Source organism: Dyadobacter bucti (genome assembly GCF_005869225.1).
In the GTDB taxonomy this organism is placed as follows: domain Bacteria; phylum Bacteroidota; class Bacteroidia; order Cytophagales; family Spirosomataceae; genus Dyadobacter; species Dyadobacter bucti.
In genome coordinates this window covers 19,117-32,845 of the sequence record NZ_SWFP01000019.1, presented here as the reverse complement: position 1 = coordinate 32,845, position 13,729 = coordinate 19,117, and the positions used below count along the sequence as shown (strand labels likewise).

Here is a 13,729-nt window from a genome sequence, read left to right as displayed (position 1 = left end):
ATTCTTAAAATGCCTGAGCGGCTGCCGGTTGATACGGCAGCCGCTCGTGTTTACTGGGAAATCGCTTCTACCTTAGCCTTTTATCCATTATCTTCACATAATGAACGCTGCTCACCGCACCACACTGCACATTTCATGCGGGCTGTTTCGTTAATTGACACTGACCATTTTTCGTCCAATATGCCAACTCTGCGTGACCCTTCATTTTTAAAGTCTGTTAAAGGCAAAGTCTTGCTGGGCTTTTTCATTGCTGCGGTTGCCCTGAGCGCATCCTGGTACATCAGCAAGCATGCATTCGGCAACATGCTTGACCAGATTGAAGTCTTGTCCACCCCCAATGACAAGCTCAGGCTTGTTAATAAGATTTTCAAAAACTTACTCGAACTGGATCATTTGCAAAACGCGAATACCGTCGGGAGTGACGATAAAAGAAAGCAGTTCTTTGCACAATCCGCCCAGCTTATCGCTACGCTTGACTCGCTCAGTAACTTGAATATGGATGATGCGATGCAGATCATCAGGATCGATTCAATGAAAAATATTCTCAAGGAGCGGGAAAAGATCTACGGTGATTATGTAAAAGTGCGGTCCAAACTCGTCAATAACCAGGCACTTTCCGAGGAAGTCAAGACTATTTCCGGACTGATCACAACAAAACTAAAACCTGACAGCACTGTTGTGAAAACAGAAAAGAGGACCACCACCACTACGGTGTATACTGCGGAAATCCCGGACACCACAACTTCCCCTGCCCAAACTGCATCAAAAAAAGGTTTTTTCAACCGGATGTTTGGCTCAAAAAAGGTAAAGAAGGTGGCCCCTCTTCCGGCTAAGGTATTTCAGAAGCAGGAGGTCAATTTACAAGTTGATACCATCACTGTCACCAAGGAGGATAGTACCATTGAAAAAGTGGGAGAGGCGGTTAATGCGATCGAGAAATCACAAAGAATACGGACAACCAGTTTTGTAGACCGTGAGCAGGAGCTCGCCACCGCAGGAAATTCGCTGGTAAGACAGCTCTCTAGGGTTATGCAGGAAATTGAAAAGGATGTTCTTAAGCAAGCCAACAAGAACGAGCGTAAAACCAAACGGGTAGTGGCAACCACCATAACCCAGATAGAATGGGTGATACTCAGTTTCTTTTTTCTGACGGCCCTCCTTGCCTATCTGATCTTTACAGACATTACAAAAAGTAACGAATACCGCAGCCAGCTGGAAGACGCAAAGGAAGAGGCTGAATACCATAGCATGGCAAAACAGCGGTTTCTGGCTAATATGAGCCATGAAATTCGTACGCCCCTGCAATCCATTATCGGATATACCGAGGCATTAAAAAATGATGTAACCCCGAAACGACAGGACCTGGATACGCTACATTCCGCTTCCGAGCATTTATTGTACCTGGTAAATGACGTCCTGGATTACAGCCGCATTATTTCCGATCAGTTCAGCTTTGAGGAACGTACTTTCGCCTTCGGCCCGCTCCTGAACGAGGTTGTGCAAATGCTTCGCCCCACAGCCACTTCCAAAGGGCTTGTTTTGCTGCTGGAAAACAATGTGGCACCCAACATTTTCCTGAGCGGTGATCCTTTCCGTCTGCGCCAGATACTCTACAATCTCCTCACGAATGCTATTAAATTTACCGAAAAGGGTGAAGTAATCCTAAAAGTGACCGGGATAGAGTACGACGAGGAGATCGATATCAATTATCAGGTCTCGGATACCGGGATCGGTCTTTCACAGGAGCAGCTGCAGCGCGTTTTCAACCAATTTGAGCAGGCTGACCCTTCCATTTCGCGACGCTATGGCGGAACAGGACTTGGCCTCAGCATTGTAAAGGCGTTGGTAGAGTGCATGAGAGGATCTATCACTGTTCAAAGCAGTCTGGGGCAAGGCACGACTTTTTCTGTTCAAACCAGAATGAAAAAGGCAGAAAAATCTGAAATCACACTGGCCGAACCACAGGAGAAGGATTATCATGTTTCGGGTAAGGTATGGCTTGTAGACGATGATGCATTTATCCTGAAGTGGTGCTCATCTCTTCTCGAAAAAAATGGCATTGTCCATACCTGCTTCTCGTCAGCAGAGGAGGTATTAAGCCGGCCATGGGACGAAAATGTGAAATTTGTCCTGACCGATATGCGTATGTCCGGCATGAACGGCGCGAGCCTGTGCCAGCGGCTGAGAAAGACGGTAGGGAAAGACGTGAAGTTTTACGTGCTGACGGCACAGGCCCTACCGGAAGAGCGGGCTAACCTCCTAAAAATGGGCTTTGACGGGATCTTAATGAAGCCGTTTCATTCGAATGAGCTGCTAGCATTGCTGGAACCTTCGGGGAGCGAATCGAAAACTTTCGCACCGGAACTCGATTTTTCAATCCTTAATGAGATGACTTTCGGGGACGAAAGCTTGCTCAGGGATGTTCTGGAGCAGTTTGTAAAAGATTCAAAAGCGGATCTTGAAAAGATTCAATCCGGAATCGAGAACAGGGCTTTCGACAAAATTACCGAAGTAATGCACCGCATGGCGGGACGCACCGGGCAGATCGGGGCGAAAGAACTTTCTGCGCGGTTTCGCTCTTTTGAACTAGCCCTACGCCAAAACGAGTCAAAGGTATCGATAGAGGAAATCATCGAAGTGACTGAAAACGCCAGGGCGGTGATCGAACAGGTAGAAGAAAGAGCCCTGTCTCATTCAATATGATACTTTTCTATTTTATAATAAAGCGTCTTCCTGTCGATATTCAATAGCTTTGCAGCCTTGCTTTTATTGTAGCGCACCTCCTGCAATACTTTTTCTATCATTTCTTTCTCATGTGTTTCCTGAAGCGCCTTTAAGTCGGACCCGGAAGGTTTCTGCTGATCTTCCATGGCAGTGATCATTTCAGCAGGCAGGGCACTCAGGGTAGCGACCTCTTCTTTGGAGAGCAACACCAGTCGTTTGATGACATTGTTCAGTTCGCGGAGATTGCCCGGCCAGTCGTACTTGTTAAACACGTCCATCACCTCTTTGGAAAGCTCACGCACATTCCTGCCCAACTCCTGGTTCGCTTTTTCTACAAAATGCTGTATAAAAATCCCTATGTCCTCCCCTCTTCTTCTGAGTGGCGGAACTTCTATTTTGAATTCATTGAGACGGTGATAAAGATCTTCCCTGAAATCCCCGTTTGCAGCACTTGTCATAAGGTCCTCATTTGTAGCAGCGATAAGCCGTACATCCACCTTTACCTGCTGCGTACTACCGATCGGAACAATAATCCGCTCCTGCAAAGCCCGGAGCAGCTTTATCTGAACATCATAACCAAGGTTTCCTATTTCATCCAGAAACAGGGTACCGCCGTCTGCGGCCTCAAACTGACCAATCTTATCTTGCAAGGCACCTGTAAAAGCACCCTTTTTATGCCCAAAAAGCTCGCTGGCCGCTAGTTCCTTGGATAATGAGCCGCAGTCTATCGCAACAAACGGGCCATTGCTCCGCTTGCTCAAACGGTGGATGGATTTTGCCACATGTTCCTTACCCGTACCACTTTCACCCTGAATAATCACGGACATATCGGTCGGTGAAACCAACCTCACATACTCATAGAGCTGTTTGGATATAGCACTTTTTCCCTCAATAAATTCCAGAGCCTGCTTTTCCATTTTTGCGTTGACCTTGGTCTTTTGCTCAACCTTTATCTCGCTCACTTCCTCACCCCTGTTCAATGCCTCCCTCAGAACCATCAGAAGTTCTTCCGGGTTTACGGGTTTTGTTATGTAGTCAAAAGCGCCGATCTGCATGGCGGTAACCGCGGTCCGTACATCATGAAAACTGGTCATAATGAAAGCAGGAATTCGGATTCCTTCATTTCTGATAATTTTTAAAAAGTCAACCGAATTACCGTCCGGCAAACGATAGTCCAGCATCAGTACTTCATAAGGGCCGTCAGAATTGTTTTTGCCGCTAAGCGCTTCTTTGGCATCTTTTATATTTGTGCATACTTTCACCTGATGCCCATGCTTACCCAGGAAATTACTGAGCAATTTGGAAAATGTACTATCGTCTTCTACAAGGAGGAGGTGAGCCATGGGAAAAAATCAATTTTCGAAAAATAAATACAATTTAACGATTGGATAAAATGTAAAATTATAAAAACAAACGCCAAAAGCCGGAGAATTCTCCGGCTTTTAAATGTACTCATTTCCGAAATGTATCCTATACGGGTTAATCGACTTTCTTTCCGTCTTTATCTAAATTAATTGTAGCCATTTCTTCCCCTTTTTTTATCGAAATCTCGAAAAACTGAGAATTATCCGCCTTGGTAATCAGAAAGGCACTGGTAACCTGCCAGCCCGCGTAGCTATCTCCCGAAAGTACTGTTTTGACAGCTTCCGGCAAGTCTTCCTCACGGACAGCGACCTTCTCCTGTTTTGCATTGATCGCTGTTTGTTCATTTTGGGCATAACTTACTTCAACTTGTGTCATTGCAATCATTGACAATGAAACCAAAAAGAAAATGACCTTTTTCATGGTTATGGGAGTTTATGGTTGCTCAAACAAAATTCACAGGCAAAAAGCCTGCCATTTGGTGGGAGCGGCTCACCTATCGCCTTCGAAGATCCATTATTTTGGTATGGAATTTCCCGGAGGTAAACCGTAACGTATCGGGCAGGGTATGATCAGCGCCTTCGCGTTCAAGCACAAAAGTCAATTGAAAAGCCCCCTTTATTTCCTTTGATTTGGCATTATAGTCATCGATCTGCAAAAAGTTGTCTGCACTGTCCAAAATTTTGTATCCATCACCAGAAACACAGCCGTCATCAATCATAGTATAAAAAATCCCATAAACCGAATCATTGTCGCTACAGTAACCAAGCATAGAGGGTCGTACTTTATATTTACCCTTAGCAAGAGGCACTTTCGCCAAACTGAGACTCTGCCTAATGAATCCTTGATCTGTGTATAGTTCCGTATTGAGATAATACAGCTCGTCTATGCAAAGAGCCTCGCTGCCTGGTGTCTCTGTTATCCCCTGAACAACCTGATACCCTTTTCGATAGGTTTGATTCCACTCCTCTCCGTTCATTTTTGCGGTCAGATAGCCCCAGGAAGGATTCTTGGGTCTGACATCATATTTTAAACTACATGCGAAATTCAAAACTATCAGGAATATATTTAGTACGATTCTGTTCATATCTCTGATTTGTTTACAAGAATACGTTTGATCATGGTCTCTGTTCCGGTGCGCACTCTACACAGATACACACCTGCAGGAACGTTCCGGGTATTCCAATCTCTGGTGTAACTGCCCGCCTCCAAAGGTTTCTGATCATCAACTATTGATTGAATATTTTTGCCCGCCTGATCCAGAATATCAATCTCCACCTTTGAAGACTTGATAATGCTAAACTGTATTTTCACAATCGTTCCGGTCGGATTGGGATATGTTTCAAAACTTTGATTTTCCAGAGTAATTGGTTCGGAAGCACCTGAGCGATTAAAATTTGGTATCTGAGCATCGACGGTCATAAAAGACGGGTAGGACTTTCCGTTCACCGTTATCGTACCTTTCAAATACAAGGTTTGACTTTGATAGAAATACCAATCCAGTGTTTCACTATTTGACCCGGTAGCATAGTAATTAATACCGTCTGAGCTGTATTCCCAGCTAAAACTATAAGATCCAGAACCACATTTGTACACCATTTCATAGGTTCGTTGACCTTCCGATGCTACATAACTTGGCCCTTCCAGATACACGTTAAATGCTCCGGGAGGATTGGGTTGAAAATTACCCACGATTGAATGAGTCTCGTTCATCCTCCTGGCATTGTTATGATCTAATGTACCCGTCGCTTTTCCTCCAACCTTGATATTTGGATTTGAAAAATTGAGAAGCCTGTTGCTACCATTTGCAGTATGGGTACTCATCATCGTGCGGTCCACAATGAACAGCCCGTTTGAGATGTTGTGCCCCTGGGCATAGGACGGCGAACCAGCGTGCCCATCATGACGACAGCCAAATAAATGACCGACTTCATGAGGAAAAGTTTTGTTTGCCGTAGCAGCCCATATCTCGACAATCGCAAACGATTTTTCATTTTGCAGAGTGACTGATCCTGCCGCACCCCGAACATCGCCTCCTGAATAATCGCCGTCGGTAAACAATACCACCAAATCTGCGGCAAAAATATTTCGAAGCAAAAACGCGCCCCCGCTGGCAATCAACGTGTCGAGGTCTTTACTTATCGACGATTTTTCTACCAGGCCGATAGGCGCAACTCCCGCTAACGATAATATGGCGCCGCTTTGAACACCGCTGTTATTGACAGTAGAGTTAAATTGAGTAATACCCATCGCGGCTACATTTTCAACCACCGATACATTACCACCGGCCAAAGCGAGTGCTTTGGCCGTATACAAAACCAAAACCCTCGGATTGGTCTGTGAATTACATGGATCCATTCTTTGTCCTGATGGCTGGAAACCTTCTTTTATAGGCTTATCCGAAGACTTTTCTCTACCAACTTTTGCCGCAAAATCCACACAACCTACATCATCCATTCGCAAGTTTTCAATTTCTTGTAATGTGTACAGTCCGTCCGCGGGGGCTGGTAAGATTTCGTAAACACCATCTGGAGTGGAAATATGTCCTTGAATCAGGCCTTTATTTGCCAATAATATGACGGTTCCACGATCTTCGTCCGTTTTACCGATCCACTCATAGTCCTTCTCCGAAAAATATTTTATGCTCTTGCCCTTCGCTGTTATTACCTTCTCCGTCCCCGGTATACGTAACTCCAGATATCCCTCCTTTTGCGACCGCGCCAAGCTTCCAATTTTGACATAAGTGAAGTTTTTTACATTTCCATGTCGTCGTATGTTCTGTTCATAACTTATTAATGCATCGTTTCTCACAATCTCTCCTACTGGAATTTCTGTGATGAAATCATCCGTTTGCGCGAAAGACAACAACGCTGAAAGGCAGCAAACACAAATCATCAATGGGCGTCTGCAGCGAAATTTAACAAATTGTTCAGGGCTCATATTCATATTGATTGTTAGGTGAATTACCTCACAAATCAACAGGATTACTTCGCAGATCCTTTTGCAAAAACCGCATGAGATCTTGCACTTTCCGCAAGACTTTTTTAAAGGATTATTTAACGGTATTTCAGATAAGAATTGAATTATTTATAAATTTTCAAAACAGGATTATACAAATCCCGCCCAAGGAACTCTGCTACAAACTGAGGAAATTAACCGCATTATCGACTTCGCTTGCAGAACCTTTATTTTCTATAAACCCCTGACATTGTGGAATTTAAAAAAAATATAAATTTTTTAGCGCTAACAGTTGTTCAGTAACAAATTCTATTATATTTTCGTAGAAATATTTTTTCATACATTTGTAGAAAGTAGGCTACAACACTAACAAATGATCTAACGCTATACATTCATATTTTTTTGAGTATATGTTTCGGCATTATTACTCAACGTTATTTTCCCCCCTATTCATCGGTTAGTCTGAAAGCATCAGGAGTCTAGAAATAGACTCCTTTTTGTTTTTCTCCATTTTTTTTAAACTTTTTATACAATTTTTTCACGGTTAAATTTAAACAGTATACGTGACAGTATGTATACTACCTATTAATCAATAAGTTACATCAGAAAAACACCATTGATGCTCTATATTTTTTCTGATGTCCGGGCGATCTCAAAACGTCGTTTTCGGCCCATATCAATTCCAATCCTTCGGTCTGTTCTGATCTAAAGTAAATGCATCGGCGTAGGTCTGTCAAACAATCCTTCGACGGACGAACGGAAATTCAGTAATCCTTTATTGCTATGAACAGAACAATGAAATCAGACAACAACACTGACAACCAAGAGAGGAAAAATACGTCAGCGGTCAACAGACGCTTGTTTTTGCGCTCTGCTGGACTAGCAACTTCCATAGGCGCTTTCGCGCTGAGTTGCAAAGACGATGATCCGGACCCGATGAACCCCGGTACAGACACAGTGGATCTGGGAAGCGGCGACACGGGAGTTCTTAATTATGCTTACGCACTCGAACAGCTGGAAGCTGCATTCTACACACAGGTCATTGCAACACCCTATGCAGGCATGACTGATGCGGAAAAGACTATATTAACTGATATCCGCGACCACGAGATTATACACGCTGAATTTTTCAAAAAAGCACTAGGCGCGAATGCAATCAAAGGTCTGACACCGAATTTTGCATCAATCGATTTCACCAAAAGGGATGCAGTACTGGGAGCTGCAAAATTGTTTGAAGATACTGGCGTTGCCGCTTACAACGGTGCGGGAAAACTCATTAAAGACGGAGGCATCTTGTTACTGGCAGGGAAAATTGTTTCGGTAGAGGCAAGACATGCCGCAGTAATCCGCGATCTCCTTACACCAAAAACAGCTGGATTTGCAGGAGACGACATCGTTGACGCAAACGGATTCGACAAAGCTGTCGCACCGGCAGATATCCTCGCTGCTGTGAAAGGCTATGTGAAGGACACGATCAATGGAGCCAACGTAGGTAAATAATTCCCAACACTAATCAGACCTGAAAAAATGGATATTTTCAAAATAATAGATGAATTTCAGAAATTCGATGGTGACGCAGTAGGCCGCCTGGAGCATGCCACACGTCGTCACTTTATGAACCGCGTAAGCAGTAAACTTGCGGCCGTAGCAGTTCCAACCGTATTTGCTTCCGTAGTCAACAAAGCCTATGCGCAATCAGCAGCGGCAGTGGATGTCTTAAATTATGCGCTGACCCTGGAATACCTGGAAGACGAATTTTACAAAGCCGGTAACGCGGCTGCCAACCTGATACCTGCAGCTGACAAAGCCATATTTACCCAAATCGGCAAGCACGAAACACAGCACGTTGCATTTCTTGTAAAGGCCTTGGGGGCCAAGGCGATTGCGAAACCAACATTCGATTTGTTCTACGGTGGTGCTTTTGGTGATGTACTGACCAACTACGCAACTTTCGTAACTGTCTCCAGCGCGCTGGAAGATACTGGAGTACGTGCATACAAAGGACAGGCTGGCGCATTGATTGCTGATCCCCAGATCCTTGAATATGCATTGCAAGTACACTCGGTGGAGGCACGCCACGCGGCGGTTGTTCGTCGGCTTGCGGCCACTGTTACAGGAAACGCAGCCATGAAAGGCTGGATCACTGGGAAAGCAGGGGCGGTTGCAGCTATTTATGCGGGTGAAGACAATATGACTCAGGGTGGAGTAGATTTAACAGGACTTGCTTCCAAATCTCCTGCCGCGATCACGGAGGCGTTTGATGAGCCATTGAGTAAAGAAGCTGTACTGGCAATAGCTGGGCCATTTTTCAAAAAATAAATGTAGACTTCCTCTACGGGCACAGACACATTTTGATGTGACTATATCGTCCAAAATGTAGCAACACACTACTTTGACTCAAACAGGTTACCAGATCGGTAACCTGTTTTTTCGTTTTAATGTCATTGATAAGGGTAAGTTTACATTATGCGGTGTTTAACAAATATGGTTTGTTTAAATTTGGCCGTTGATATTATAAATTCCCTAACACCGAAATGAACCCTGCATTTAACAGACGACATTTTTTAAAAACTACCAGCCTCTCCGCATTGGCAGCGAGCCTGGGTACAGAAATCGTTTTTGCCGATAAACTTCCAAAAGGCTATGTACCGATCCTGTTTGATGAAAATGATGCATTGAAAGGTAAAAATCCTGACATGATCGTACAGGGAGACAAGCCTTGGAACGTAGAATCACCTGTTCATCTGCTCGACGACCGCATTACACCTGTGGATAAAATGTTCATCAGGAACAACGGACTGGTCCCGGATAAAACAGATGTGAAAAACTGGACTCTGACCATTGACGGGGAATCTGCGAAGTCAAAAAGAACTTATACCCTCGATGAGCTGAAAAAGCGTTTCAAACATTATACTTATCAGCTGGTACTCGAATGTGGCGGAAACGGTCGCTCAGGATTCCAGCCTCCCGCCTCGGGTAATCAATGGGGACAAGGAGCCGTTCACTGCGCGCAGTGGACAGGCATCCGTTTGAAAGATGTATTAGCAGATGTCGGCATAAAAAACGATGCTGTATATATTGGTTACCATGGCAGTGACATCCACCTCAGCCGGGACCCGAAAAAAGAGCCGATCTCGAGAGGAGTCCCGATTGCAAAAGCCCTGGAAGATGAAACGCTCATTGCATGGCAACTGAATGGAAAAGATATTCCCGAATTCCACGGCTACCCGTTACGGCTGGTGATAGGAGGCTGGCCGGCTTCGGTTTCCGGCAAATGGCTGAACCGGATTTCCGTAAGAAACAAGGTACATGACGGCGCCAAAATGGACGGCCATAGCTATAAAATGCCTAAAAGCCCCGTAGCTCCGGGCGAAGATGTTCCGCAAACAGATGAATATTTCCGGATCATTGAATCCATGCCTGTAAAATCGCTGATTACTTATCCAAAATCAGGTGCGATGATTTCACAGGATACCGAGCTCTCGCTACGCGGCCACGCCTGGGCGGGTGACCACGCTGTTAAAAAAGTGGAGGTTTCCATCGATTTTGGAGCGACCTGGCAAACCTGCAAGACAGAAGCTCCTGTAAACAGGCTTGCCTGGCAACACTGGAGCACCAAGGTGAAATTCCCGGTCAAAGGCTATTATGAAGTGTGGGCACGCGCCACAGATGACAGAGGAAATTCACAGCCGATGGTCATGCCCGCCTGGAACCCGGGTGGTTATCTGAACAATGCATGCGAAAGGATAGCTGTAAAAGTAGGTTAGTTAGGGAAAATCAAGTTAATATGTCAAGTATGAGAGTTTTATTGGTCCTCGTGACTGGTTTGGCGTTGATGTCCGGCACTTTCTATAAAAAAGATGTTGCTGTAACTTCCGGATATACTGCTACAGCGAATGCAGATACGATCAAAAAGGACGCCGAAACCGGATTGATCGTAGATCCGAACCTGTATATGGTCAAAGCGCAATGTACCAGTTGCCACTCGTCTAAGCTTATCATGCAAAACCGCTTTACCCGGGATGGCTGGAAACAAAAAATACGCTGGATGCAGGCAAATCATAATTTATGGGAACTTGGAGAAACGGAAAAGCAAGTGCTTGACTATCTGGAAAAGAACTATGCACCATCTGCAACTGTCGCGCGCAGAGCTCCGCTGAAGGACATCAAATGGTACAAGCTAAATGAAAAGTGACGGGAAACTATCTCTATATTTAACGTTTAAAACCGTTATGAATCCGTTCTCGTGCATCTTTTGAATACTCCCGCTTTAAGAAAAATTGCATATTACCTTTTTATCCTGACTTTAACTTTTGGGTCTGCTTCTTTCCAGATTATCCCGAATCAAAAAAAGGGGCTGATCCAGGGAAGTGCCGAATTACCAAATCCGTTAAGAGCAGAAGTAATCGGAATACAGGATGGGGACACGATTGAATTAAAATATATTTATTCCGGAAGAAAAGCCGGACGGCGGGCAGGCAAGCCAGTAAGAATCCGTCTCCTGCATATCAATTGCCCGGAACGCGGACGACCATTTTACCAGTCGGCGAAGCAGTATACTTCCCAAAAATGTTTCCGGCAAACTGTCCGGATCAGACATACCGGCGAATTTGATAAATATGGCCGGCTATTGGGAGAAGTAATCCTTTCGAACGGTCAAAATTTAAATAAGGAGTTGGTTAAAAGGGGCCTGGCGGTTCATTTTAAAAAATATTCCCGCAACACTGAATATGCCAATCTGGAAGTTCAGGCAAAGAAAAAGAAACTGGGTATATGGAGCCAGTCGGGAAGTGTGTTCGGACAGGTCTTTAACTAAATACTTTTTTACTAACAAAATCCATGAGCTCTTCTCCGGCATTTTTTCAGATCATGTACCAGAACGAAACGCTGTTTCATCTGGAAGAAAAAGCAGTGGAGACAGTTAACGCGCCGGAACCCAAGTCACCAGAACAAAAAGAACCTGAAACTCCCTCCATTTCAGCTGTAAAGCAGCAACCACCTGTTATAGTCAGAGAACGCGCCCCGGTTACGGACGTTTTTCCTTTGCTTAAGCATAAGATTCTGATATTGACCGACGAGCCTAAAAAACAGGATCTGATCACCTCCGAAGCCATATTTTTGGATAATATCCTGAAAGCGGTCGGCTCCTCCATTGAAAATTCGGACATCCTGAATTTCAGTTTTCTGCCGGGTCACGACGCCCGGAAAGTCCTTTCAGATAAAAAGACCAGTTACTTCATTACATTTGGCGTTCCCCTCATTAAGCTGAAATTGGACCTTTTACTGGTTCCTTACACACCAAAGTCCATTGATGGAATCTGGTTTCTTCTTGCCGATCCGCTGGCTGTGATTGAAGCTGACAGAAACCTCAAGAAAAAACTTTGGCAGGCCCTACAAAAAATGTTTGAAATGCCTAGCTAAGAGCATTTTAACTTTTTTAATGTCCGGTCATCACAATAATGTTGTTAAATTCACTGTTTTCATGGAAAATCGCAGGCTAATCCATATCTGACTATGGCCAAATTGACTGAGTACCTTACCAACTGGTTCCGTCCCAGAGAGTCCGACGAGAACCAATATTATGATGATGAGCCGGTAACAGAACAGGAAACTGCGACACAACCTACCGGCAACCCACTTCCCTCCTCTTTAAATGTTGACAACCGGCAAAATGCAATGTCAGCGACTGACCCGTTAAAAATGCAGCCATCAGAAAACCCAAAAATTGAAGTCCCTATCCCCTACTGGCTACAGGACGAGGATACATTACGGGATGAAGGCGTCTTATTCGGACTTTCCGAGTCAGACTCCAGCGAAAAAACCGATATCATTCACAAGTATTTTTCCACCCTCGCAGCCGGGTATATCGGCAGGATTGAGCAGCATAATGAGCACATACAGGAACTGAACCTTTTTATCGGACAAAAAAGCAACAGGATCGAAGAACTGCAGGAAAAACTTAAAAATCCAGCTATTCCGGCCTCGAACGGACATCATTTGCCCAGAACGCTGATCGGTATCACACTTTGTGTAGCCATGTGTCTCGGCAATTTTTTTCTGATCAAGGAATCGTTGAAGCCCGCTTTTGCTGATAACTCCTGGATTTCGCTGGGTGTTTTTCTGGCTGGTATGTTCAGCCTTTTTGGCCGCATATCTTTATTCCATGATTCTGAGTCGCGCGTGAACTGGAAAACACTTCTGGAAGAGATCGGGCTGCCTTTTGCAGCAGCTTTGTTTGTGTTCGCCAACGTAATTTCCTACCAGAGCTGGTGGCAGGCTTTTGCACTTTTTGTATTTGTTTTCTTCCTCTTCCTCTTCGCAGGAAAGTTGTTGCTGAGCAACATCACCGTTCTTCGCAACGATCTGCAATCCTGGCTCATGACCCGCAATGACCGTCGCGAATCACTGGACAACACTTACAACCGGGAGGCGGAATGTGTGACCCTTCAGGAAGAGCTGGATGAGCTTCGTGTAAAAAAATGGCAGATCCTGCGTGAGCAAAATGCGGATGAAACAGAGCGTGACCGGCTTTATGCAAAAAGGGATATGCTGATCAAGCTTTTTGAAAGTGAGTTTTACCTTGCCCGCCGTATGAAAAATGAGCTGACGGGCAAACAACTCAATCTGATCCAGAAAAGCGGAGAGTAAGAAATCATTCAATTTCGATCAATCAAAATATTTAAGG

At 44.7% G+C, this 13,729-nt stretch carries 12 protein-coding genes; 8 read left to right on the top strand and 4 right to left on the bottom strand.

What is annotated here, in order from left to right; all coding sequences use genetic code 11:
• Nucleotides 1–9 precede the first annotated feature (9 nt).
• Complete coding sequence (locus FBF61_RS32815; protein ID WP_229215333.1) at nt 10–2,703, top strand: hybrid sensor histidine kinase/response regulator; 2,694 nt, start codon at nt 10–12, stop codon at nt 2,701–2,703.
• Here FBF61_RS32815 and FBF61_RS32810 read toward each other — a convergent pair.
• The 4 genes from FBF61_RS32810 to FBF61_RS32795 all read right to left on the bottom strand — a co-directional run bounded on the left by FBF61_RS32810 (nt 2,691) and on the right by FBF61_RS32795 (nt 7,026).
• Nucleotides 2,691–4,067: a sigma-54-dependent transcriptional regulator gene (locus FBF61_RS32810; protein WP_138485226.1), complete on the bottom strand. Its 1,377-nt coding sequence runs from the start codon at nt 4,065–4,067 to the stop codon at nt 2,691–2,693. The two genes, FBF61_RS32815 and FBF61_RS32810, sit on opposite strands and share 13 nt — an antisense overlap.
• 136 nt (nt 4,068–4,203) lie before the next feature.
• Nucleotides 4,204–4,509, bottom strand: coding sequence for a hypothetical protein (locus FBF61_RS32805; RefSeq protein ID WP_138485225.1), 306 nt, complete (start codon nt 4,507–4,509; stop codon nt 4,204–4,206).
• Nucleotides 4,510–4,582: 73 nt separating this feature from the next.
• Complete coding sequence (locus FBF61_RS32800) at nt 4,583–5,173, bottom strand: hypothetical protein (RefSeq protein ID WP_138485224.1); 591 nt, start codon at nt 5,171–5,173, stop codon at nt 4,583–4,585.
• Nucleotides 5,170–7,026 (bottom strand): T9SS type A sorting domain-containing protein, encoded by a 1,857-nt coding sequence (locus tag FBF61_RS32795; protein WP_166444681.1) that lies wholly within the window; start codon nt 7,024–7,026, stop codon nt 5,170–5,172. Before FBF61_RS32795 ends, FBF61_RS32800 begins: the two co-directional genes overlap by 4 nt.
• A gap of 801 nt (nt 7,027–7,827) precedes the next feature.
• On the opposite strand from FBF61_RS32795, the gene FBF61_RS32790 reads away from it, so the two are divergent.
• The 7 genes from FBF61_RS32790 (at nt 7,828) to FBF61_RS32760 (ending at nt 13,692) form a co-directional block, all read left to right on the top strand.
• Entirely contained in the window at nt 7,828–8,544 is a 717-nt protein-coding gene (locus FBF61_RS32790) for a ferritin-like domain-containing protein (protein WP_138485222.1), read from the top strand.
• Between the two features lie 27 nt (nt 8,545–8,571).
• On the top strand, nt 8,572–9,363 hold the full coding sequence (locus FBF61_RS32785; protein ID WP_138485221.1) for a ferritin-like domain-containing protein: 792 nt from the start codon (nt 8,572–8,574) through the stop codon (nt 9,361–9,363).
• Nucleotides 9,364–9,578: 215 nt separating this feature from the next.
• Nucleotides 9,579–10,811 carry a sulfite oxidase gene (locus tag FBF61_RS32780; protein ID WP_138485220.1) on the top strand — a complete coding sequence of 411 codons (1,233 nt, stop codon included), beginning with the start codon at nt 9,579–9,581 and terminating at the stop codon, nt 10,809–10,811.
• A gap of 29 nt (nt 10,812–10,840) precedes the next feature.
• Nucleotides 10,841–11,239 carry a hypothetical protein gene (locus FBF61_RS32775; protein WP_374756641.1) on the top strand — a complete coding sequence of 133 codons (399 nt, stop codon included), beginning with the start codon at nt 10,841–10,843 and terminating at the stop codon, nt 11,237–11,239.
• Nucleotides 11,240–11,290: 51 nt separating this feature from the next.
• Nucleotides 11,291–11,860, top strand: coding sequence for a thermonuclease family protein (locus FBF61_RS32770; RefSeq protein ID WP_229215332.1), 570 nt, complete (start codon nt 11,291–11,293; stop codon nt 11,858–11,860).
• Between the two features lie 23 nt (nt 11,861–11,883).
• A complete protein-coding gene (locus FBF61_RS32765) occupies nt 11,884–12,465 on the top strand; it encodes a hypothetical protein (RefSeq protein ID WP_138485218.1) in 582 nt (193 codons plus the stop codon).
• Nucleotides 12,466–12,558: 93 nt separating this feature from the next.
• Nucleotides 12,559–13,692, top strand: a complete 1,134-nt coding sequence (locus tag FBF61_RS32760) for a hypothetical protein (protein ID WP_138485217.1) — start codon at nt 12,559–12,561, stop codon at nt 13,690–13,692.
• Nucleotides 13,693–13,729 lie beyond the last annotated feature (37 nt).